The organism is Tenacibaculum sp. M341, from assembly GCF_004337695.1.
Taxonomy (GTDB): domain Bacteria; phylum Bacteroidota; class Bacteroidia; order Flavobacteriales; family Flavobacteriaceae; genus Polaribacter.
Genome location: NZ_SJXJ01000002.1, coordinates 151,097 through 176,526, shown reverse-complemented (window position 1 = coordinate 176,526; position 25,430 = coordinate 151,097). Strand labels below are relative to the sequence as shown.

The window sequence follows — 25,430 nt, the reverse complement described above, 5'->3', positions numbered from 1 at the left end:
TACGGAAGCCTAATTGACTGTATTGAAATAGATTTGTAGATTTGCAATAAAAAATATGTCTGAATTATTAAAAGCTTATGATAGCTATGGAGAGCTGGAGCGCGGTCCGCTTTTTACTTTTTATTTTAATGCTTTTCCTTCTGAATTGGTTTTTGAAGCTCCTTTAAAGGAAACAAAAGCAAATATGAATAACGTATTAAAAATCTTAGATCTTTCTACTGATGAATATAGCATTCTAACAAAAAATTGGAAAACTGAAGATACAGCGAATGCCGATTTTAGTGAAGATTATGTGTATCAAATATTTTATAAAGGAATTGAGAAAAAAGTAATGATTCGAGTTACTTTAAACAACAACACCTTAAAAGTTGAATTCATTTACGAAGCTAATGATACTGAATCTGAATCTTGGATAATTAACAAAAATCATCTGCTAAGACAACAATTAGGAATAAAAAAATCACCTTCGTTTAAAGTTTTAACACGATCTGGCTCTTATTATGAGACAGAAGATGTAAAAACAGATTATATGGAATTGGATTTAAAAGGAAAATATAATGAAGATTTCATGCCTATCCACTCCAAAATATCTGATGCAATAACACATAAAAAATCAGGACTTATTTTATTGCATGGTATACCTGGTACAGGAAAAACTAGCTATATAAAAGGACTTATATCGAAATATGTAAAATCTAATTTCATTTTTGTTCAAAATGAGTTTATCAACAATTTATTAGATCCTGATTTTATTTCTTTTTTACTAAAACAAAGAAATTGTATTCTTGTTATAGAAGATGCTGAAAAAGTAATTACAAGTAGAGAGCAAATGAAAAACGAATCTGTTGTTTCTACCTTATTACAGTTAACCGATGGGTTATTTAGTGATTATTTAAAAATTAAAGTAATTTGTACTTTTAATACTCATTTATCTAAAATAGATACTGCTTTAATGCGTAAAGGAAGAATGATTGCTATGTATGAGTTCAAGCCACTGAGCATTGATAAAACAAATAATTTACTTACATCTATGGGAGTTGATATTTCTGAAGAAGAACTTACTATTGCTGACATTATAAATTATGAAGCTGAATATTTTGAGAAGAAAAACAATAAAATAGGTTTCTAAACATTATTTACATAAACAAAAAAAGCACACTTTATTCAAAAGTGTGCTTTTTTATTAGGTAATAGATTAATTATGGATTTGGAGTTAAAATAGTTAACTCAAAAACAATATAATTAGATCTTGATCTTTCGTTACAAGGAGACACTTGGTAAACTTCTGCTTGAATATTCCAAACTGGTCCAGTAGTATTAATTATGTTATTGATCATATTTTGAATATCATCTTCATAATTATCACAATTAACATCTCCGTCTCCATCTACGTAATAAGAAATTGCAGCTAAAGTTGTAGTTGTGTAAAATCCACCAAATGGAGGCACAGGATAAGTTATACAATTATTAGCATAACGTAAAAATTCTGCAGTTGATTCTCTAGAACACTCTGCATCTGAATCTAAACTACAACTACTTTTTGTAATTGAAACTCCGTTATCAAAATCAGCAATTTCTTGCTCAGTAGCTTGTCTCTTTTCTGTAAAAACTCCTAATAAAGGTTCAATTTCAGAAAAATTAGCTTCTGTGATTTCACTTGATGTTTTAGGCTCTTCTTGTTGGTCATTACAAGCTGTAATTGCTAATATTAAAGCAGTTACTCCGATAATAAAATTGATTCTTTTCATTTTAAAATAGTTATGGTTAATTAACACATCAAAATTATAAAACAAAAACAAGCAACGAATAAACAGATTGTTAAGTCATTTAACACAATCAATTAGTTTTAAGTTAATTAAATGTGAGATAAACTTTTAAATTAAGTAACATTTAGATAAAACAAAGCGCCCTTTTTATTAAAAAAGGACGCTTATATTAGTTTATTTATTATCAATAAATTAAATACTGATATTATTTATTCTTTTGATCTTCCTTTGGTGGGAAAATTTTAAAGTTTGTTTCTTTTAAAACCTTCTGATTAGCTATTTTCTTTTCAAAAGAAAGTAATAAAGATGGCAACAATAATAAATTAGAAACCATTGCTAATAAAAGTGTAACAGATACCAATCCTCCAAGAGCTATTGTTCCTCCAAAACTAGAAACTGTGAACACTAGAAATCCAAAGAATAATACAATAGAGGTATAAAACATACTAACTCCTGTTTCTTTTAAAGCTGCATATACGGCAGGCTTTACTTTCCAGTTATTAGCTAATAATTCTTGTCTATATTTTGCTAAAAAGTGTATTGTATCATCTACAGAAATACCAAAAGCAATACTAAACACTAAAATTGTTGATGGTTTTATAGGAATATCAAAGAATCCCATTAAACCTGCTGTCATTAAAAGTGGTAACATGTTTGGAATTAATGATATTAGAATCATTTGTGGTGATCTAAACATCCAAGCCATAAAAATAGAAATCAATAAAATGGCTAACGATAAAGAGATTACCAAATTCTTAATTAAGTAATTTGTTCCTTTTAAAAACACAAGTGCCTTTCCTGTCATAGAAACTTCAAACTTACCATCAGGAAATTGCGTTTTAATAACTGCATTTAATCGATCTTGAATAATATCCATCTTATCCGTTCCAATATCTTTCATAAATGTCGTTATACGAGCATATCTACCAGTACTATCAACAAAGTTAGATAACATACCTGAATCATTCGCTGAGTTTTTAGTATATGAAAATATATAACTCTTCTCTTGTCCTGTAGGTAATTGATAATATTTTGGATTACCATTATAGTAAGCCTGCTTTGAATATTTAACTAAATTATTTACAGAAATTGGTTTTGATAACTCTGGAAAAGTTTCTATGGTTTCAATTAACTTTTCCATTCTCTTAAGAGTAGATAGCTTCATTACTCCTTTCTCTTTCTTAGTATCAACCAAAATTTCTAAAGGCATAATACCTCCAAATTCAGATTCAAAGAACTTAATATCTTTATAAAACTGTTTTGTTTTTGGCATGTCTTCAATTAAACTACCAGAAACCCTTATTTGGTAGAGCCCAATCATACTTAAAATGATAATGACTACAGTTGTGATGTAAATAGAAATTCTTTGTGCTTTAACCATTCTTTCCATCCAGTTCACCACATTTTCCATCCATCTTTTTTCAAGATGATTTAAATGCTTTTTCTGTGGAAGTGGCATAAAACTATATAAAATAGGAATGATTAATAATGCTAGAATAAAAATACTTACAATATTAATAGATGCTAAAATACCAAACTCACGTAATAACTGACTTTTAACAAAAACAAAAGTTGCAAAACCAGAAGCAGTGGTAATGTTAGTCATTAAAGTAGCATTTCCAATTTTAGAAATAACACGCTGTAAAGATTTTGCTTGATTCCCGTGCTTTTTTACTTCTTGCTGATATTTATTAATTAAGAAAACAGCATTAGGTACTCCAATTACAATAATTAGAGGTGGAATTAGAGCAGTTAATACTGTTAGTTCATAACCTAACAATCCAATAAATCCAAACGCCCATATAACTCCTACTCCTACTACTAAAAGAGTAATAAAAGTTGCTCTAAATGATCTGAAAAAGAAAAAGAAAATAATAGCAGTAATTAACAAAGCTCCTAAAACAAAAAGCATCATTTCATCTGCTATATTCTTAGAGTTTAAAGTTCTAATGTAAGGCATACCAGATACCCTAACTTGTAAGTCGTTAGCTTTTTCAAACTCTTCTATTTTAGGTATTAATACTTGCTCTATAAAATCAGCTCTTTTAGGCGTATTAACAATATCTTTATTTAGATAAATTGCTGTTTGTAAAGTACCTTCTCCGTTATAAAGAATATTTTCATAAAAAGGTAATTTTTCAAATAACTGTTCTTTAATCTTCTCTATTTCTTTTTGCTCAGAAGGCGTTTTATCAAAAAGGGGAGAAATGACAAACTTTCTCTTTTTTCTATCAGCTTTTAACTTCTTTATATCTGCAATAGAAACTGTAAAATCAACTTCCTCAGACTCATCTAAATCTCTTGCTATATTGTTCCAAGCATTAAACTTATCTACAGAAAAAATAGTACTATCCTTAACTCCTAATATTATTAAATTCCCCTCTTCACCGAAGATTTCAAGAAATTTATCATACTCAATATTTACTGGATGGTTACTCGGAAGTAGGTTTGCTTCTGAATAAGAAAAACGAATGTGCTTAGTTTGAGTGACTAATGAAGCAGTTATCAAAACAATAATAGCTAACACCAAATAGCGGTTTCTTAAAATAAATCCTGCGATCTTAGTCCAAAAAGTCATTTAAAAAATTTTTGCAAAGGTAATTTAAAAAGGGAAAATAACTAAAAAAAAGAGTGTTCTAAAAAACACTCTTTTTTCTAAAGTTTTGTGGGTGAATTATACAGTCATAATTTCTTTCTCTTTAACAGAGAATTTCTCATCGATCTGCTTCACATAATTATCAGTTAAAGTTTGAATTTCAGCTTCTGCATTTTTCTTCATATCATCAGAAGCATCTAACTTTTTAATATCGTTGTTAGCATCTTTACGTGCATTTCTAACTCCAACTTTAGCATTTTCAGCTTCAGCTTTCGCTTGCTTAGCAAGGTCACGTCTACGCTCTTCAGTTAATGGTGGTACATTAATTATAATGTTTTCACCATTGTTCATAGGATTAAAACCTAAGTTAGCTATCATAATAGCCTTCTCAATTTCTTGAAGCATGTTTTTTTCCCATGGTTGAATAGCAATAGTTCTAGCATCTGGTGTGTTTACATTTGCGACCTGCCCTAATGGTGTTTGAGAACCATAATAGTCTACTTGAACATTTGCTAACATTGCAGGAGAAGCTTTTCCTGCTCTAATACTCCTTAACTCTTTCTCTAAATGAGAAATAGCACTATCCATTGCTTCTTTTGTAGTATCTAAAATAAAATCGATTTCTTCGGTCATTTCTTTTAGTATTTAATTATTCGTATGTAATACGACTTATTCGTGATCAACTATTGTTCCAATTGGCTCTCCAGAAACTAATTTTAATAAGTTTCCGTTGGTATTCATATCAAAAACAATAATTGGTAATTTATTTTCTTCACTTAAAGTAAAAGCAGTCATATCCATTACCTTTAATCCTTTTTGAATTACGTCTTTAAAAGTAATAGTTTCAAATTTAACTGCGTTTTCATCTTTTTCAGGATCTGAAGTATAGATTCCATCTACACGAGTTCCTTTTAAAATAGCATCTGCATTAATTTCTATTGCTCTTAATACTGCTGCTGTATCTGTTGTAAAATATGGATTACCAGTTCCAGCTCCAAAAATAACAACTCTTCCCTTTTCTAAATGTCTATTTGCTTTTCTTTTTATATATGGTTCAGCTACTTGTTTAATTTCAAGAGCTGTCTGCATTCTTGTAATAACTCCCTCATCTTCTAAAGCACTTTGTAAAGCTAACCCGTTAATACAAGTTGCTAACATTCCCATATGGTCTCCCTGTACTCTATCCATTCCGTTAGCAGCACCAGATACACCTCTAAAAATATTACCTCCTCCAATTACTATGGCTACCTCAATACCTTTATCTACAACCTGCTTAATTTCAAGTGCATATTCTTTAAGTCTTTGTGGATCTATTCCGTAATCGCGGTCACCCATAAGAGCCTCTCCGCTTAATTTTAAAAGTATTCTTTTGTATTGCATAGTGTTATTGAAAGTTGTGCAAATATACAAAGTATTAGTTATAAAAAAAGATCATCATAACCATAATACTAAACCATATAATCTTGATTAAATATTGACTACACATAGTCAATTTAGTATGTATTTTTTATATAAAACTTTAAAAACCAACGCTTTATTTTTATTAGTTTTGCATTCAAACCCCTAATTATAAATCATTTATGAAAATATTTCAAAAAGCTTCACAAAAACGCTACTGACAATAAAACTTTATTTTTCAGTAGATTCTTGATTTTTATAAAAAATAATTGAGTAATAATAACATCATATACCATTATTTAATATTGGTAGTGATACGACCTGTAATTTGCCTAATAATTTTTTAATGTTTGTGCTTTCTTTTAAAAGTAAGCACTAATCGCTTACGCTCTACTCTCTGGAAGTGTTCAAAGTTCCAATACTTATTTTTTTATGGAATATGCAACATTCACAACCAGTTAGCGTTATTATCTGCAATATAACCCAATAAACTACCCTTAAAATGAAAAAAATTAAAAATCATTTTCTTAGATGCTTGGTTTTATCCATGCTCTTAATTACTCAATTGTCTCATGCGCGAGACATCTATGTTTCAAAAAAAGGAAAAGACTCCAATAATGGAAGTTCATCTGCACCTTACTTAACCATTCAAAAAGCTTCTTCTGTAGCCCAACCAGGAGATGTTATTATTATTGGAGCAGGAACCTATGAAGAAGTTGTTAGACCAGCTAGATCAGGAAGTGCTGGTGCACCAATTGTGTACACTTCTAAACCTGGAGAAAAAGTAATCGTTACTGCTATGCAAGCTTTAAGTGGCTGGCAAAAAGACAATGGATCTATTTATAAAACGAAAGTTAACTGGGATCTTGGTCAAGAAAACTTCATCTTAAATGGCAACACTGCTATGGACTTAGCTAGATGGCCAGATAATACCGATGGAGATCCTTTTACTTTAAATTCTAAAAGAAGTAAAGGTGGAAGTGATGGAAATGCTATTAACGCTTTCTTACTTTCGAATGAATTACCTAAGAAAGTTAAAAACTGGAAAGACGGTGTTGTTTTTTTCTACGGAGATAGACCTGGTTCTGGTTGGATTGCTTGGAAGGCATACATCACCAGTGGATCTTCTGGAAGAATTAATTTTAAATTAGACAAAAACCCTCAGTGGATTAGAACTTTTCACCCACCTAAAGACGGTGGTGATTTTTATATTGAAGGATTAAAAGACATTCTTGATTATAAAAATGAATGGTGGTTTGATAAAAACACTAAAGAATTATTTGTGTATATGGATGGTGGTCAAATACCAGCTAACAAGCAAATAAAAATGAGAAGAAGAACTTTAACTGTAGATTTATCTAGTAGAAATTACATTGAAGTTAAAAATTTAGCTGTTTTAGGAGGAGAAATTAGAATGAACAACAACTCTAAAAACAACAGAATTTACGGAGTTTCTTCTTTCTACGGAAATCATACTGTTGGTGTACAAAAAGGATTTAGTGCAAACAAACAAAGTATACTACTAGAAGGTAGTAATAATGTTGTTGAAAAATGTGAAATCGCATTTGGAGCTGCAAATGGAATTAAAATAGGAGGAAATAATAATAAAATATTAAATTCTCGTATTCACGATTTTAACTATTTAGGTTCTTATGATGCCCCTATAAATGCACGTGGAGGAAAAAACTCTACTTTTAAAGGAAATACTATTTTTAGAGGAGGAAGAGATGGTGTACAGTTTTTTAACAACAACAGTGTTTTTGAATATAATGATGTTTCTTATAGCAATTTAATTAATGATGATTGTGCTTTACTTTATACTGTGGGCGGACCTCATTACGGAGAAATTCACCATAACTGGTTTCATGATGCTCAAGGTAGAGGAAAACTTAAAAAAGCTGCTGGTATTTATTTAGACAATGATGCTGAGGCTTTTTCTGTTCATCATAATGTGGTTTGGAATGTTGAATGGACGAACATTCAAATTAACTGGGATGGAAAAGATATTGATATTTTTAACAACACTTTTGTTAAAGCCGAAGGTGGTACTATGGGGGCATGGCATAAAGCTGGCACCAAGTTTACGAATGTTAAAGTTTGGAATAATATCACTGACAGAAAAGTAACAGATCAGGCAGGTAATCAAGAAACGGAAGTTACTTGGGAACCACAAGCAAACAAACAAAATAACTTAATCGATAAAAACTCTTTTGTAAATCATGCTAATAACAACTTCAAACTTAAGCCTAATGCTAAAGCAATTGATTACGGTAGAGTTATAAATGGAATTACAAATGGTTTTAAAGGGAAAGCTCCAGATGTAGGTGCATATGAATTAGGTGATAACTGGAAACCAGGAATTAATTGGAATGCAAATCTAGGTCCTACAGGTTTAGGTTGCTACGGGTTACCCGGAGAACCATGTAATGATCCTGGTACACCTACAGATGATAGAGTTGATGCTAATTTAGCTGATGGAGTTTACTTCATTCAAGATATTTCTGAAAAAATTAGAATCAATAGTCCTAACGGAAGAACTGTAAATACAGCTAACACTTCAAATGACAGTGCTAAGTGGGAAATCAAAAAAACAGGTAATTACTACACTATTAAAAATCTAAGAAACAATGAATATTTAGAAGTTCCTTATGCTGCCTGTAACAAAAATGATACTACCGAAAATCCTAACATTAATTTAGGAACGTATAACAGTACTGAAGGTAATCACCAGAGATGGTTTATTACAAAGTTAGGTGAAGACTTTTTCTTACAACCTTTACATTGTGAAAAAGTAATCGATAGAAATAACGGAAACCCAATGCATTTATGGGAATATTTCAAAGGAAATAAAAATCAAAATTGGAGAATTGTTAGTGCAGAAGAAAAATGTTCTGCAGACACTGTAATTACTAATGTAAAAGTAAGAGATTCTCAAGAGAATTCTTTAACTGTAAGTTTTGACAATGCTAATGCTGTGAACACTTATGAACTTAGAGCTTGGCCAAAAGGTCAGTTTACAGGAAACATTAACACTCCTGCTGCTACAGCTTACAAATCAGGTAACACTTCGTCTTTAACTGTTGATGGATTACAATCTGGAGTAGCGTATACACTAGTATTACGTGCTATTTGTTCAAGTGGAGCTACTTCTAAATTAGTTGAAATAAACGGGACTACCGTTGATAATACTCCTGCTGTTGATACTGTAAGTTTTACAAATGCTCCTACTACTGTTGAACCGGCATCTTCATACACATTTAACATTAACTATGAAGCTTCAGATAATCGCGAAATCATCGTTCAATTCTGGACTGCCACTAGTTGGGTAGCTCAAAACAAAGCTTCAGTTACAAAAGGAAAAGGAAATGTTTCTGTTACTGTTATTTTACCTTCAACTTCTGTTCAAGGAAATGGATATATATTTAAAACTCACATTAGACCTGTAGGAGCTTCATGGCAAGAAGCTTTAGATAACGATCAAATAAATAACGTTACTGTTAAAGTAAAACAGATATTGTCTGACGGTAGTTATTATTTAGAATCTAGTCAATTAAACCAACGATTAACTGCTAGGTTATCAGACAATCATAATAGTAGAATGATAAACCCTAACAACGAAAAAAATCAACAATGGTTATTTACACATATATCAAATGATGTTTACACAATTAAAAATGTTGGTACGAATAGATACTTAGAAGTTCCTTTTGCTAAATGCACTAATGGATCAAATGTAGCTACTTGGTCTGATGATCAAGATTCTCATAAAAAATGGAAAATTATTAAAAACGGAAACAGTTTCTATAATTTAACTCCTATGCATTGTGAAACAAGAGCTTTAGATAGAGCTGCTGGTGCTTCAAATGCAAATGTTTTAATTTGGGATTTAAGCGCTGATAATGGTAATCAAAAATGGAGAATTAAACCTCTAATTGTAACTAAAGCTAGCAAAACTGATATTGTTAACAATGAGAATGAGATAAATAAACTTCAAGCTTACCCTGTACCTTTTAAAAGTTACTTAAGATTAAAGAACAACAATTCTTTATTAGGTACAACTATTAAATTAATAGACTTGGAAGGTAAAGAAGTATATCAAAATACAATTAAAGAAGATACTTTTAACACAGAAATTACGATCAATAACATAGAAGCAGGTATGTATTTTATGCACGTAATTAATGAAGAAGGAACAAAAGTTCAAACAATCATTAAAAAGTAACATAAACTTCTTATTTTTTCAATGCATCATTTTTAAATAAAATGATGCATTGTCTTTTATTACAGCATAATAATCCCCTTGAAATAGTGTTTATTATGTAAATCAAACTATTTAATTCCTAAAGATGTTTAATACAAATACCCTAAATTTTTCATTCTCCCTTTTAAAAAAGAGATTAACATTTATAACACTCATTTGTGTTCAAGTACTACTTGCAAAAGAAATTCATGTTTCAAAAACAGGAAATGATTCAAATGCAGGTTCAGCATCATCTCCTTTTAAAACCATTTCTAAGGCTGCCTCTATAGCTGAACCAGGAGACATTGTTATCATTCATGAAGGTGTTTATGAAGAAATACTAAAACCTAATAAATCTGGAACAGCGGGTAACCCAATTACTTTTAAAGCCAAACAAGGCGATAAAGTTGTAATTACTGCTATGCAAAAACTTAATAATTGGTCCTTAGATAGTGGAAACATATATAAAACAACAATAGATTGGGATCTTGGACAAGAAAACTTTTTATTGAATAAAGATACTGCTATGGATTTAGCTCGTTGGCCAAACAATGAAGATGGTGTAGTTTTCACTTTAAATTCTATTAGAAATGATGGTGGTAGCGATTCCAACACCATTAATAATGCTTTCTTAACTTCTTCTCAAATTCCTAATATTGATTGGACAGGTGGTACTGTCTTTTTTTATGGTGATAAACCTGGCTCTGGATGGATTGCTTGGAAAGAGTTTATTACAAGTAGTTCTAATGGTCGTGTAAATTTTAATTTAGATAAAAATCCTACTTGGATTAGAACTTTTCATGCTCCAGCAGATAAAGGAGATTTTTACTTAGAAGGTGTGAAAGGAGCTTTAGATTATCAAAATGAATGGTGGTTTGACAAAAACACTTCTGAAGTATTTGTAATCATGCCTGGTGGCGTAGCCCCCGTAAATAATGAAGTTCAAATGAGAAAGAGAACTACTACTATTGACTTATCTGGACGTAGTTTTATTCATATAGAAGAGTTAGCTGTGTTTGGAGGTGAAATAAAAATGAATAACAGCTCAAAAAATAACAGAATTTTTAAGGTGTCTTCTTTCTATGGAAATCACATTTTAGGAGTACAAAGAGGATTTAGTGCCAATAAACAAAGTGTTTCTTTAAACGGAAATAACAATATTATTGAACAATGTGAAATTGCTTTTGGTGCTGCTAATGGTATTAAAGTAGTTGGATCTAACAATAAAATTTTAAACTCAAGAATTCACGATTTCAACTACATCGGTTCTTATGATGCACCAATTAATGCAAGAGGTGGAGATAACACAGAGTTTACTGGAAATACAATTTATAGAGGAGGAAGAGACTGTGTACAGTTTTTTAATAACTCTAGTGTGTTTTCATTTAACAATGTATCTGAAAGTAATTTAATTGCTGATGATTGTGCGCTTTTATACACTGTAGGTGGTCCTCATAACGGTGAAATTCACCACAATTGGTTCCATGACACTAATGGTAGAGGAAGACTTAAAAAAGCTGCTGGAATTTATTTAGATAACGATGCAGAGGCTTTTTCCGTACATCATAATGTTATTTGGAATACTGAGTGGAGTGGTGTTCAAATAAACTGGGATGGAAAAGATATTAATGTATACAACAATACATTTTGGAATAACTCTGACGAAATGGGAGCATGGCACAAAGATGGTACTGCTTTTACCAATGTTAAAGTATGGAATAATTTAGGTTTTGAAGGAGAATGGGAACCACAATCAGACAAACAAAATAATATGGTAGCTACTACTAGCTTTTTTACCAATGTAAATACAGGCGACTTTTCCCTTGTTTCTGGAGCTGGTGCAATTGATGGTGGAAAAATAATTGCTGGTATTACTGATGGTTATATTGGTAGCGCTCCTGATATAGGTGCGTACGAGTTTGGAAAAACGAATTGGGTACCTGGTATTAATTGGAATGCTGAACATGGTCCTGCAGAAAAATGCTACAACTTACCAGGAGAAGTTTGTACTTCAAATACCTTAAGTACTAACGAAGAAATTATAGCAAAAAGAGAGCAATTTATTGTGTATCCAAATCCTGTAGCTAATATTTTAAAATTTAAGAATGTAAAAGATTCTGATTCTCATAAAATAAATATATATACCATTTTAGGTAAAAAAGTTAGCGAAACAGACGTTAATAGCTCTGTAAACGAAATATCAGTAGCAAATCTTTCTAAAGGAATTTATATTCTATCTATTGATGGTAAAAACAAACTGAAGTTTATCAAAAAGTAATCCTAAAAACTTTAAAACATAAAAAAGCGGTGATTATTACTAATCACCGCTTTTTTTTATAATATATAAGATTGTCTTATTATCCTAAAGTAACTCTTACGAATTTTTCAACTCCTACTCCACCGTATGAATCAACATACTCTCCAACAGTTTTCTTTTCGTCTTTGATATACTTTTGATCTAATAAACATTGTTCTTGATCTAAAGTAGTGTTATCAGAAATGAATCTTTCCATTTTACCTGGTAAAATTCTATCCCAAATTTGCTCTGGTTTTCCTTCAGCTTTTAATTGCTCTTTAGCAGCCTCTTCAGCTTTAGCTAAAGCTTCATCAGTTAATTGTAACTTAGATACAAACTGAGGAACATTCTTTAATGTTTTACCTAAACGTACTAACTCTTCGTTATCTTTAACGATAGCAGCAATTCTAGCTTCAGTTTCAGCTTCAACAAACTCAGGTGTAAAATCTTTATAAGATAAAGTTGTAGCACCCATAGAAGCAACTTGCATAGCTAAATCTTTAGTTAAAACATCAGCATTGTCAACTTTTTCGTTTAAACCAACAATAGCAGAAATTTTACCAACGTGAGTATAAGCACCAACGTAAGGAGCCTCAACTCTTTCGAAAGAAGGAATCTCAATTTTCTCTCCGATAACTCCAGTTTGCTCTATTAACTTCTCAGCAACAGTAACACCACCGAAATCAGCAGCTAAAAATTCTTCTTTAGTTTTATGATTGATTGCAATGTCAACAAACTGCTGAGCTAATTCTTTATAAGAATCATTCTTAGCAACGAAATCAGTTTCACAAGCTAAAACGATAGCAACACCATAAGTATTGTCATCACTAATCTTAGCTATAGCAACTCCTTCTGATGAATCACGATCCGCTCTTTTTGCAGCTATCTTTTGTCCTTTCTTACGTAAGATTTCAATAGCTTTATCAAAGTTACCTTCTGCTTCTACTAAGGCATTTTTACAGTCCATCATTCCTGCACCAGTAGTCTCTCTTAATTTTTTTACGTCTGCTGCGCTAATTTTTGACATTTTTGTTTGTTTTTTTAGTTGTATTAATTATTACAATGATAGTATAAAATAAAGGTTTCAATGTAATGAAACCTTTAAATATTTTTACTTAGCCTCTTCTTTTTTAGGCTCTTCTTGCTTTGCTGCAACTTCTTTTTCAGCTTTTGCCTTTTCTTTGTCAGCTTTTCTATCAGCTAAACCTTCAGCAATTGCTTCAGTTACATAAGACAATACTTTATCAATAGATTTAGAAGCATCATCATTTGCAGGAATTACATAATCAATTGGTCTTGGATCAGAATTTGTATCAACCATTGCAAAAATTGGAATATTTAATTTTTGCGCCTCAGCTACAGCAATATGCTCTTTCTTAATATCGATAACAAATAATGCACCTGGTAAACGAGTCATGTCAGAAATAGAACCTAAGTTTTTCTCTAACTTCTCACGTTGACGGTTAATTTGTAATTTTTCTCTTTTAGATAATGCATCAAAAGAACCATCTTGCTTCATTCTATCAATAGAAGCCATTTTCTTAACAGCTTTACGGATAGTTACAAAGTTTGTTAACATACCACCTGGCCATCTTTCAGTGATGTAAGGCATGTTTACAGATTTTGCTTGCTCAGAAACGATATCTTTAGCTTGCTTCTTTGTAGCTACAAATAAAATCTTACGTCCTGAGTTAGCTATCTTTTGTAACGCTGCTTTAGCCTCGTCAATTTTAGCTGAAGTTTTATACAAATCGATGATGTGAACACCATTACGCTCTGTATAAATGTATGGAGCCATGTTTGGATTCCACTTTCTAGTTAAGTGACCAAAGTGTACTCCATTTTCTAATAATTCTTGAATGTTTGCCATTTTAATAAATGTGTTTACGTTCTGTTTTCGCAATAGTTCAGTAGGTATTTACGTCTAAACTATTTAGATACTAAACTGTTAATGAAAATTTTAATTTATAAATAACAGTCTCGAAGCTTTTCTTGATACAAAAGATAAAAGAATAAAGATAAGAGACATATATCTCGACTCTTGATTCTCGTATCTCTTCTCTGAAATATTAACGCTTAGAGAACTGGAATTTCTTACGTGCTTTCTTCTGACCGAATTTCTTACGTTCAACCATTCTAGGATCACGAGTTAATAAACCGTGAGGTTTTAATACTGGCTTGTTTTCTTCGTTAATTGCTACTAAAGCTCTAGTAATAGCTAAACGAATAGCTTCTGCCTGACCTGTTACTCCACCTCCGTATACATTTACTTTAATATCGTAAGCCTCTAAGTTTTCTGTTAACATTAAAGGTTGTCTTACTTTATACTGTAAAGTTGGTGTTGTAAAGTAGTTGTTTAATTCTCTTTTGTTTACTGTGATGTTTCCACTTCCTTCAGAAACATATACACGAGCAACTGCTGTTTTTCTTCTACCTATTTTGTGAACTGTTTCCATTATTTAAGATCGTTAAGGTTAATAGTTTTTGGCTTTTGAGCTTCTTGTTCGTGCTCAGCACCTGTATAAACATATAAATTTCTGTATAAAGCGCTACCTAATTTGTTTTTTGGTAACATTCCTTTTACTGCTTTTTCGATTAATCTTGTAGGATCTTTTTCGAAAACTTCTTGTGCAGTAAGCGATCTTTGTCCACCTGGGTAACCTGTGTGACGTAAGTAAGTCTTGTTAGTCCACTTGCTTCCAGTTAAATTGATTTTTTCAGCGTTGATGATAACAACATTGTCTCCACAATCTACGTGAGGAGTAAAATTTGGCTTGTGTTTACCTCTAATAAGTTTTGCAACTTTAGAAGCTAAACGACCCAATGACTGCCCGTCCGCATCAACTAAAACCCACTCCTTGTTTACAGTTGCTTTGTTAGCTGATACTGTTTTGTAACTTAATGTGTTCATACACGATTTAGTTTTTGTCTTAATTATTAAAATATAAATTTTCCTTAAAAAAGGAGTGCAAATTTACAATTATTTATTTTACTGACAAATAGATCGTTACTTTTATTTACTTATCTAAATGATTTTTCATTTAAACACCTAAAAAGCAACATAAAATTACGAAAAAAGATAGAAATATACTTTTAAGCTTTTTTTTGACCTCAGTATTACTTTTATCACAATGAAACCTTTACACTTTAACAATTAATTGATTTTTTCAAAATAAATTAACAAATAGTTAAGAAAAAACTGCTCTACTTTTGACAAGGCGAACAAAACTAACTAATGAAAAAAATATTCCCACTATTTACAGTTATCTTTTTAACTAGTTCTTTTTCATTTTCTCAACAAGAAACTAACGTTAAAAAAAAGATTTATACAACAAATAAAGCTGATAAAATTCCTGTGATTGACGGAAGTATTGATGATGAAGCTTGGAATATTGTAGATTGGGGTACTGACTTTGTTCAAAAATCTCCTGAAGAAGGAGTTGCGCCTACCTATCAAACCAAATTCAAAATTATATACGATAGCAAATATTTATATGTTGCTTTAAGAGCTTATGATGATGAGCCTGACAAAATTGAACAACGACTCACAAGAAGAGATGGTTTTGCTGGTGATCGTATTAATGTAATTATTGATAGTTATTTTGACAAAAGAACAGCCTTTGTTTTTACTGTTACTGCTGCCGGAGTTAAAGGTGAAGAATTTGTAACTCAAAATGGTCAGAATTGGGATATTAGCTGGAACCCTATTTGGTATACTAAAGCTAAAATTGATGATAAAGGATGGACAGCTGAGATGAAAATACCTTTTAGTCAGTTGCGATTTGGAGATAGTAAAGAACAAATTTGGGGTTTAAACTTAAATAGAACTTTTTTTAGAACAAACGAGCGTTCTTTGTGGCAACGTATTCCAAACAATGCTGCCGGATTTATTAGTGAAGCTGGTGAATTACATGGATTGATCGATTTAAAGTCTCAAAAGCAATTAGAAATACAACCTTTTGTTCTTTTAGCTCAAGACTTTTTCCCAAAAGAAGAAGGTAATCCTTTTAAAGATGGATCTGATTTCTCTTTCAATGGTGGTTTAGATGCTAAAATTGGAATTACAAATGATTTAACACTTGATGTAACTATCAATCCTGATTTTGGTCAGGTAGAAGCAGATCCTGGAGCAATTGTGTTAGATGGCTTCAACGATATCTTTTTCCAAGAGCAACGACCGTTCTTTGTTGAAAACAAAAACATATTCGATTTTAGAGTAGGCGGTTCCGATAATGTATTTTACAGTAGAAGAATTGGTAGATCTCCTCAAACTTCTGCTAGTTTGAATGACAATGAATTTGCTGATGTACCAGAGAACAGTACTATTTTAGGAGCTGCAAAGTTCTCGGGAAAAACCAAAGACGGATGGTCAATTGGTATTTTAGAAACTATTACTGACAATGAATATGCAACAATAGATAATAATGGCGAAAGAAGAGAAGAATTAATAGAACCATTGACTAATTACTTTGTTGCTAGAGCTCAAAAAGACTTTAACGATCGTAAATCTTATATTGGAGGTATTTTCACTACTACCAACAGAGATTTACAAAACATTACTACCTTACACAAATCTGCTTATTCTGGTGGTATCGATTTTAGACATGAATGGAAAGATAGAGATTATTACATACAAGGTAATTTATCTATGAGTCATGTAATCGGTAGTGAAGAAGCTATTGAAGCAACACAAAGATCAGTAAGACATTTATTTCAAAGAGTAGATGCTTCTTACTTAAATGTTGACCCAAATAAAACTTCATTAACAGGTACTGGTGGTAGAGTTTTTGGAGGTAAAAGAGGTGGTGGAAATTGGCGTTATTTCGTAGGAACTACTTGGAAATCTCCTGAACTTGAATTAAATGATATTGGTTTCCTAAGACAAACAGATCAAATTTGGCAATTTGGAAATGTTGAATATTTATGGCAAGAACCAACTTCAGTTTACAGGAGTGCTTCAGTAAGAGCCATAATGAGAAATGCTTTTGATTTTGGAGGACATCATAATAGATTTGAACTTGAAACTAGAGGTAATATTTCTTGGGATAATAACTGGAATTCAGATTTTCGTATAGGTCATCGCCCTAGATCATACAACAATTCATTTTTAAGAGGTGGACCACGCTGGAGAAGTTCAGAAGAAAACTACTTTGATTTTTCTGTAGCAACAGACCGAAGTAAAAAATTAAGTATGAGAATTGGATTTAGAAACAATTTCACTTCTCAAGATAATTTTACTGTAAAAAATTACGACATAAGTTTTAATTATCAGCCATTAGATGCTTTGAATCTTTCTTTAAGCGCAAATTTCACTGATAACAATAACAGAACACAATATGTTTCTGAAGAGGAATTTAATGGTGTTACACGTTATATTTTAGGTGAAATAGATAATAAAAACTGGTCTACTACTTTTAGAGCTAATTATAGTATCAACCCTAATTTATCTATTCAATATTACGGACAACCATTTATTGCTAGAGGTAGATATTCTAACTTTAATTACGTAACGAATTCGTTATCTAAAGATTTGAACAATCGAATCAACTTCTTTGATGAGCAACAAATTACATTAGAAACTAACGCAGAAAATGAAGAAACTTATGTGATTGATGAAGATTTAGACGGAACTCCTGAATATGAATTTGGAAATCCTAATTTTTCCAAAGTTCAATTCCGTTCTAATTTAGTAATGCGTTGGGAATACATTCCTGGATCTGAGTTTTTCTTTGTATGGTCGCAAAGCACAACTGGTGACCAAAACCCTGATGGTTCTTTATTAGGAGGGTTAAATCGTCAAATTTTGGAGCAAGAACTAGAAAATATCTTTTTAGTAAAATTCACATATCGATTTATCCTGTAAATAACAAAACAATTTCGTTTAATAAAAAAGGTGTCTCATTATCTGAGACACCTTTTATTTTATTCAATTGAAAAAGATTAAATCATCGTAACTTTTCCTGTATGTAAAGAATACACACCTCCTACAATTTCAATCTCTCCATTTCTTTCCATCTCTGCTAAAATTTCACTCTTCTCACGAATTCTTTCAATAGTCATCTTCACATTATTCTCTACAGTTTTTGCAACAAACTCTTTATTTGAAGAATCTGCTACTCCTTCTACTTGTTCTGATGCTAATTTAGCTGCTGGAGTGATGTTTTCTAACATTGCAGTAATATTTCCTAACTCAACTCCATCACAAGCTGCTTTAACCGCTCCACAACTTTCATGTCCTAATACAAAAACAAGTTTACTTCCTGCTACTTTACAAGAGTACTCCATGCTTCCTAAAATGTCTACATTCTCAAAATTTCCAGCTACACGAGCTACAAATACGTCTCCTATTGTTTGATCAAAAGCCATTTCAACTGGCACACGTGAATCTATACAAGATAAGATTACTGCTTTTGGAAATTGCCCTCCAGTAGTTTGCTTTACTAAAGAATTTACATCCGAAGATGTTAGGTTATTCGCAACATAACGCTGATTTCCTTCTAATAAATCTTGTAAAACGGCATTGGGAGTTAATGCTGTTTGAATGTCTTTTGTCAACGCTGTATTTCTCATAATACTAATGGTTTAAAATTATTTCTTCACATTGTTTTTAACCCAATCTAAACACTCAGAAAAGGTTTTATAAATATGTTCTTTCGGTATTAATTCGGGTATCAACCCAATTTTTTCCATCATGTACTTTGGTTGTTCTAAAACATCTACGAAAAGTACATGAATTCCATTTTTTTCTAAATCTATCAAAATATCTTCTAAAGCAAATAATCCAGACTGATCAACATATGGCATTTTACCCATTCTAATAATAACAATAGATGCCGTATCTGGTATCTGTTTTGCTAATTGCTGAAAATTACTTGTAGACCCGAAAAATAAAGGTCCATTTATGTGTTTAATAAACACTTCTTGTGATAAACTTTCTGGAAATTCAGATTCGTCATCCCAAGCTTTCTCTTTTAAAGAAGTAACATCTGATCTTTTAGCGGTAACATCTCCTATTTTTTTCATAAAAATTAAAGATGCAATTACCAAACCAATTCCTACAGCATATACTAAATCCCAAAAAGCAGATAATAGCAACACTACAATCATTATAATTACTTCAGAACTTACTTTTAGTGGTCCTAATTTAACATCTCTTGGCAAATTAGGAATTGCTTTTAATCCTTTGTAATCCATCACTCCTATTCCTACCGTTATTAAAACACCTGCTAAAACAGCTGCAGGAATTTTAGATGCTATAGGTCCTAATCCTAATAAAATAATTAAAAGCATTACACCTGCTATCATTCCAGAAAGCTTTGTTTTTCCTCCAGATTTGATATTTACAACTGTTCTAATTGTTGCTCCCGCTCCTGGAATTCCACCAAAAACTGCCGCAATACTATTACCTATTCCCTGCCCCACCAATTCTTTGTTTGGTTTGTGCTTTGTTTTAGTCATATTATCAGCTACTACAGAAGTTAATAAAGAATCAATTGCTCCTAGCAAAGCTAACGTAAAAGCTGTAAAAATATACGGTTTTATATCTCCAAAACGAAATCCTGTGAAAATTTCTAGATTGGGCATTGGAAAATCACCAGGTATTTTTTCTATCGGTCTGTAATCTAAATTAAAAGCAAGTGCTATTATTGTCATTACAAATAAAGCTACCAATGTACTTGGTACAACAGTGGTAATCTTTTTGAAGCCATAAATAATCAAAATAGTTCCTAGTGCTAATAGTAGCTCTAACAAGTTGATACTTTTTAAAGCTCTAGGCAATACTTTTAGCGTTCCTAAAACACCCGAAGATTCTTTACCTGCCAATGTTTTAGCTTCTTTTAAAATGTCTTCTGAAGGAAAGTCTTGCGCTTTTTTAATTGTTTCTTTAAAATCTTCTAAAACCAAAGTTCCTTTTCCTGCTTCTTCTTCTAAGATATTGGTTAGAATAATTTCTTCTGCTTGTGGCTTAAATTGCTCTACAAAACTGACATCTTCTTTAGCATAATAACCAATCGAAGGCAAAATTTGTGTTACTAAAATAATCACTCCAATCGCAGTCATAAATCCAGAAACAACCGGATAAGGTATATATCGAATGTATTTACCAAATCCAAGCAATCCTAAACCTACCTGAAATACTCCTGCTAAAAGAAACACTGTTAATATTGTAGGTAATGCTTGATTTACATTTCCATCATTAGCTGCAATAATAGTACCTATCACTACCATACTAACTGCTGTCATTGGTGCTGTTGGACCAGAGATTTGTGTATCTGTCCCTCCAAAAAGTGAAGCAAAAAAAGCAATTAAAATAGCCCCGTATAATCCTGCGCTAGGTCCTAATCCAGAAGAAACTCCAAAAGCCAAAGCTAAAGGCAAAGCAACTATACCTGCCGTAATTCCTCCAAATAAATCTCCTTTTATATTGGTAAATAAGTTTTTCATTACTCCTTTAAAAGCAACATACTTATCATTTTTACAAATGATAAGTATGTTTATTAATAATTTATACTTTTTTATTCAGCCTAAAAAACTCAATATAACTAGGAGGGTTTTCAACAACACCTCTCTCTGAAATCAATTTAATATTGATATCTCTTTCTTTAGCTTTATAAGCAAAGTCTTCTAATATTTCAATAATATCGTTATCTAAATATCTCGTTTTTGTTACATCTAACTCAAGAGTAGAATTTTCTGGTAAATTATCTAATTCATTTAAAATTGCTCCTTTATTAAAGAAAGTTACTTCTTCAGCTAAAGTCATTTTAATTTTACCATCATCAACATCTTCTCCTTCTTTATGTAAAAAGTGAGAGTTTTGGAAACTTTTTAATAAGATTACAAAAATACCTACTGCTAAACCTAAACCAACACCTAATAATAAATCTCCAGTTAATGCCATTGGTAAAACCGTTGCCATAAAAGGCAACCATTGTTTCCACCCTAATTTAAACATTGCTATAAACGTTGATGGTTTTGCTAATTTAAAACCAACGATAAATAATATTGCTGCTAATACTGATAACGGAATTTTATTTAATAACGTTGGAATTAATATTACTGAAATTAACAAGAAAAATCCATGTATAATCGCTGACATTTTACTTTTTCCTCCAGATTGAATATTAGCAGAACTTCTTACGATTACCTGTGTAATAGGCAGCCCTCCAATTAATCCAGAAATAATGTTTCCAGTACCTTGTGCTATTAATTCTTGATTAGTAGGTGTTACATTTTTATCTGGATCTAATTTATCTGTTGCTTCTACACATAACAGAGTTTCTAAACTTGCTACTACAGCAATTGTAAATGCAACAATCCAAACTCCTTTATTAGTTATAGCAGAAAAATCTGGAAAACTAAACTGCCCTTTAAAACTATCAAAACTATCAGGTACAGGAACAGAAACAAGATGCTTTTCAAGAAGCCCTAAGCCTCCGCCAACTGTTAACACGTAAAACAAAATACCTATTACAACCACCACAAGCGGCCCTTGAATTAACTGAAATATTTTTCCTTTTTTAGAAAGCACTTTAGACCATAAAAGTAAAATACCTAGCGAAACTACACCTATAAAGACAGCTCCAATAGTTATTTGTCCACTAATTAAAGCATTTATGGCATTTATAAAACCTGAGAGTAGCTTCACACTCCCCCAATCTACATTAAGAAATTCAATATTTCCTGTAGGATTCTTTGCCATTCCGAAGAATGGAGGTATTTGTTTTAAAATAATAATAATACCAATACCAGTTAACATTCCTTTGATAACTGAAGATGGGAAAAAGTATGCTATCACTCCTGCTTTAGCAATACCTAAAATTAATTGAATAACACCACCTAATACTACTGCCAAAAGAAATACTTCAAATGTATCAAGATTATCTATTGCATTAAATACGATAGCTGCTAAACCAGCTGCAGGACCACTTACTCCAATCTTGGAACCACTTAAAGCTCCTACTACGATACCTCCTATGATACCTGCTATTAAGCCAGAAAATAATGGCGCACCACTCGCCAAGGCAATACCTAAACATAAAGGTAAAGCCACAAAAAACACCACTATACTAGCGGGTAAATCATTTTTAATTGTTTTGAACATGTCAAATTGTTTTTTAATCGACCTTATGTAAGACCGATGTTAATTATACTAAGCTTTGTTTATTTAAAATTGAAAGGACAATGTCTAAATTTAGACATGTTTAATTTCTGGAGGAGGGGATTCTAAGCTCCTGTGTATAGAATTATATTCCTTTGATAAGTATTCTGCTTTCTGAATGATTACAGTATGCTTATATGAAGTTATGAAATGTTCAACAAAAAGTAATTTTATTTCTAGTTCATTTACGCTCTCGGTTTCTTCTCCTTCTAAGTCTTCTTCTATATCGTTAATACATATTGATATCTCACAATCTTGAACCAAACTCAGGTAGGTAGGCAGCACTACTGCCGTAAACAAAACAGTAATTAGAAGGTATGTTGATATTTGTTTAACCATAAGCGATATTAACAAATATACAATAACAGCTGACTTGCTTTGTTAAAAAACAATTAAAAGTTCTTAAAAAATCTTAATATTATCAATTTTTAACCAACCTATCTTACCATCTGATAATCTAATTTTACTCCAATCATCTACTTTGTCTAGCACTAAAACCTTAGTTCCCTCATGAAGAATGAACGCCTCATCAGCATCTTTTGTAGGCTCATTTTTCACAGAAACTTCTGGATTAAAAACTATTGCCTCGATTGTATTTTTAGATTTAGTATATTGATTAAAAGATATACTTAGTGAAGTTATTAAGAGCAACAAACTTATAATACTAGTTGTAAAAAATAGTCTTTTCTTATTCGATCCGCTATAGAAATAGTACAACAGAAATAATATCGCTGTTATAAATGAAAACAACACTGTTATAAATCCCCATTGATTATAAGAAAATTGACTGATGTAATTCTCATTAAATCTTTGCAATAAAGATTTAGGTAAGCTATCTATTCTATCTAATGTAAGTCTTTTGGCAAAAATTAAATTATTTTGAGCATCTGAATTAGACGGATCTAATTTTAGTGCTTTTTCATAATTATAAATAGATGGTGCTACTTTATTCAGTTTGTAATAACAATTCCCTAAATTAAAATATAGTTCAGCAGAAACATTATCTAATGATAATATTTTTTCATAAGAAGCTATTGCTTCAGTATATTTCCCATCTTTATATTGTGAATTTCCTTGTTCAAAAAGTTCATTAGCAGATTGAGCATTTAAATTTAAAGAACTCAACACAAACAATACGAGTAAATAAAATATCCTAACCATTATAACTGCTTATCTAATTGTGTAATTACATTTTTAGCTCTTTCAAACTCTTCATTCATTTGCACATCTGTTAACGGTGTATAACGAGCAAAATCACAACTTTTAAGAACTTCAATAAATTCTCTAATATCAGAGTCACCAACATTTTTACTTTGTAACAATTCTGTTATTTTCTCCCTACTAATATCAGATGTTTCAACTCTTAACTTAGCTTTTAAGTAATTATGTAATGCTCTCTCTAAAGCTTCATAAAATGCTTCTTTATTACCTAAATATTGTTTGGCTTCTGATAAATATTTCTTAGCTAGTCTATCAGCTTTTCTTTGTTTATTTCCTACAATATCTGCATCTCTCTCTTCTTTCTTTTTTCCTATTACAATGGCTACAGGAATTGAAATTAAAGGAAGTAATAACAATGTGTAAAATAAAGATGAATTGAAAAAACTACTATTATTTGGAGCAACCAAAGATGTACTAGTTTGAATATACCTAAAGTTATTTCCTGTAGATCTTACATCTTGTTTTACTACTTGATTATCATCCTTAGCTGTTACTAATTCTTTTCCTTCAGTAACTTCAACAAAAATATCTTCTGTAGTAATTGTATGATACTTTCCCTCTTTCGGATTAAAATAAGAAAAATATGTTTTTGGTATTTTATATTTCCCTTTATACTCAGGAACAACTGTGTAGTTATCTACCACTGATCCACTTAAACCTGACGAAGTAATACGAACCTTTTCTTTTCTTTCTGGCTGATATACTTCTAGTTCTTTTGGTGTTTCAATTTTTGGTAATTCAAATAATTTTAAATTTCCTTTACCTTTTACAGCTAATTTAATTTGAGATGATTCATTAGCTTTTAAAGTATTTTTACTAGAAGTAATTTCATAGGTAAAACTCCCTACAGCACCTGTAAAACTATCTGGTTTCCCTTCTAAAGGTAGTTCTTTAACATTGATTGTTTTTCTTGCTGAAGTATACTCTTTACGAACTCTTCTTGTTATAGGATTTCCAAAAAAATCTCCTCTACCAGTAGGCACAGCAACTACAATATCCATTTTCATAGGATCTATAGTTAATTTACCAGACTTTGTTGGAATTAATAAAGCTTTATTTAAAACAGCATAACGATATTGCTCTCCGTTATACATAGCTGTTTTAATATCATTTGTGTTATTTTTTATTTCTTGATTCCAGAAACCAATATATTGAGGCGATTCCGTAACAGCATTATCATAGATACCTACATTGTTACTAAAATACAATCGATACTCTACATAAATTCCCTCTCCCACATATGGTTTAGATTTTGATATTTGAGCTACTAAATGAATATTTTGCTCAGCTATATAATCTGGATCATTTGGATTTTTAGGTACTTTAACGGCATCTGTTACAATTATTTTTACTGGCTCAGACTTCAATGTTTTCCCTCCTATTTGAATAGATGCTGAAGGCAAATTGAACTCTCCTTTTCTTAAAGGTTTAATGATATATGTGTACGACTGATTAAATGTTGTTTTACCATTTACCCAAGATTGACTTACCGATTGACTTGGTCCTCCTACTATTTTAAAGTTACTGAATTTAGGAGCCATAAAGTTATCAGCGCCTTGTTTGTTTATCGTAAACTGAACACGAAGACGTTGATTTAAGCCAAGCTTGTTTTTACTAACACTTGCTGTCAATTTAGCCTCTTGTGCTAAAAGGGAATGTGTTAAAAAGGTCATTAAAATCGCAATATAATACTTCACCTGTCAATTATATTTATTAAAATAAAAGGAGCAAAAATAACTTTTTTTTCTAGG

The 25,430-nt window shown here is 31.3% G+C and carries 17 protein-coding genes; 4 read left to right on the top strand and 13 right to left on the bottom strand.

Annotation, left to right across the window (positions count from 1 at the left end; all coding sequences use genetic code 11):
- The first annotated feature begins 55 nt into the window (after positions 1 to 55).
- Positions 56 to 1,129, top strand: a complete 1,074-nt coding sequence (locus tag EYW44_RS02650) for an AAA family ATPase (RefSeq protein WP_132722115.1) — start codon at positions 56 to 58, stop codon at positions 1,127 to 1,129.
- 70 nt (positions 1,130 to 1,199) lie between these two features.
- On the opposite strand, the gene EYW44_RS02645 is transcribed toward EYW44_RS02650, so the two are convergent.
- From EYW44_RS02645 to pyrH, 4 genes are all read right to left on the bottom strand, one after another.
- Positions 1,200 to 1,748 carry a hypothetical protein gene (locus tag EYW44_RS02645; protein WP_132722114.1) on the bottom strand — a complete coding sequence of 183 codons (549 nt, stop codon included), beginning with the start codon at positions 1,746 to 1,748 and terminating at the stop codon, positions 1,200 to 1,202.
- A gap of 223 nt (positions 1,749 to 1,971) precedes the next feature.
- Entirely contained in the window at positions 1,972 to 4,344 is a 2,373-nt protein-coding gene (locus EYW44_RS02640) for an efflux RND transporter permease subunit (RefSeq protein ID WP_132722113.1), read from the bottom strand.
- Positions 4,345 to 4,440: 96 nt separating this feature from the next.
- Positions 4,441 to 4,995 carry a ribosome recycling factor gene (gene frr, locus EYW44_RS02635; protein ID WP_132722112.1) on the bottom strand — a complete coding sequence of 185 codons (555 nt, stop codon included), beginning with the start codon at positions 4,993 to 4,995 and terminating at the stop codon, positions 4,441 to 4,443.
- Between the two features lie 36 nt (positions 4,996 to 5,031).
- The gene (pyrH, locus tag EYW44_RS02630; protein WP_132722111.1) at positions 5,032 to 5,742 is read right to left on the bottom strand and encodes a UMP kinase; all 711 of its coding nucleotides are present in this window, start codon (positions 5,740 to 5,742) and stop codon (positions 5,032 to 5,034) included.
- Between the two features lie 520 nt (positions 5,743 to 6,262).
- Between pyrH and EYW44_RS02625 the strand changes: the two genes are divergently transcribed.
- Both EYW44_RS02625 and EYW44_RS02620 read left to right on the top strand, forming a co-directional pair.
- Positions 6,263 to 9,982, top strand: a complete 3,720-nt coding sequence (locus tag EYW44_RS02625) for an RICIN domain-containing protein (protein WP_132722110.1) — start codon at positions 6,263 to 6,265, stop codon at positions 9,980 to 9,982.
- A 124-nt stretch (positions 9,983 to 10,106) separates the two neighbouring features.
- Positions 10,107 to 12,278, top strand: a complete 2,172-nt coding sequence (locus EYW44_RS02620) for a T9SS type A sorting domain-containing protein (RefSeq protein WP_132722109.1) — start codon at positions 10,107 to 10,109, stop codon at positions 12,276 to 12,278.
- Positions 12,279 to 12,357: 79 nt separating this feature from the next.
- Here the strand turns inward: EYW44_RS02620 and tsf are convergent, their stop codons facing one another.
- From tsf to rplM, 4 genes are all read right to left on the bottom strand, one after another.
- Entirely contained in the window at positions 12,358 to 13,323 is a 966-nt protein-coding gene (gene tsf, locus EYW44_RS02615; protein WP_132722108.1) for a translation elongation factor Ts, read from the bottom strand.
- Positions 13,324 to 13,407: 84 nt separating this feature from the next.
- Complete coding sequence (rpsB, locus tag EYW44_RS02610) at positions 13,408 to 14,166, bottom strand: 30S ribosomal protein S2 (RefSeq protein ID WP_132722107.1); 759 nt, start codon at positions 14,164 to 14,166, stop codon at positions 13,408 to 13,410.
- 199 nt (positions 14,167 to 14,365) lie between these two features.
- Positions 14,366 to 14,752 (bottom strand): 30S ribosomal protein S9, encoded by a 387-nt coding sequence (gene rpsI, locus EYW44_RS02605; protein WP_132722106.1) that lies wholly within the window; start codon positions 14,750 to 14,752, stop codon positions 14,366 to 14,368.
- A complete protein-coding gene (rplM, locus tag EYW44_RS02600) occupies positions 14,752 to 15,207 on the bottom strand; it encodes a 50S ribosomal protein L13 (RefSeq protein WP_132722105.1) in 456 nt (151 codons plus the stop codon). Before rplM ends, rpsI begins: the two co-directional genes overlap by 1 nt.
- A 324-nt stretch (positions 15,208 to 15,531) precedes the next feature.
- On the opposite strand from rplM, the gene EYW44_RS02595 reads away from it, so the two are divergent.
- Positions 15,532 to 18,159, top strand: a complete 2,628-nt coding sequence (locus EYW44_RS02595) for a DUF5916 domain-containing protein (RefSeq protein ID WP_132722104.1) — start codon at positions 15,532 to 15,534, stop codon at positions 18,157 to 18,159.
- A gap of 77 nt (positions 18,160 to 18,236) precedes the next feature.
- On the opposite strand, the gene EYW44_RS02590 is transcribed toward EYW44_RS02595, so the two are convergent.
- The 5 genes from EYW44_RS02590 to EYW44_RS02570 form a co-directional block, all read right to left on the bottom strand.
- Positions 18,237 to 18,866, bottom strand: a complete 630-nt coding sequence (locus EYW44_RS02590; protein ID WP_132722103.1) for a carbonic anhydrase family protein — start codon at positions 18,864 to 18,866, stop codon at positions 18,237 to 18,239.
- 18 nt (positions 18,867 to 18,884) lie between these two features.
- Positions 18,885 to 20,741, bottom strand: coding sequence for a SulP family inorganic anion transporter (locus EYW44_RS02585; protein WP_132722102.1), 1,857 nt, complete (start codon positions 20,739 to 20,741; stop codon positions 18,885 to 18,887).
- A gap of 61 nt (positions 20,742 to 20,802) precedes the next feature.
- Positions 20,803 to 22,401 (bottom strand): SulP family inorganic anion transporter, encoded by a 1,599-nt coding sequence (locus tag EYW44_RS02580; RefSeq protein ID WP_132722101.1) that lies wholly within the window; start codon positions 22,399 to 22,401, stop codon positions 20,803 to 20,805.
- A 459-nt stretch (positions 22,402 to 22,860) separates the two neighbouring features.
- Positions 22,861 to 23,619 (bottom strand): tetratricopeptide repeat protein, encoded by a 759-nt coding sequence (locus EYW44_RS02575; RefSeq protein ID WP_132722100.1) that lies wholly within the window; start codon positions 23,617 to 23,619, stop codon positions 22,861 to 22,863.
- Positions 23,619 to 25,352 (bottom strand): BatD family protein, encoded by a 1,734-nt coding sequence (locus EYW44_RS02570; protein WP_132722099.1) that lies wholly within the window; start codon positions 25,350 to 25,352, stop codon positions 23,619 to 23,621. Before EYW44_RS02570 ends, EYW44_RS02575 begins: the two co-directional genes overlap by 1 nt.
- Positions 25,353 to 25,430: the final 78 nt, after the last annotated feature.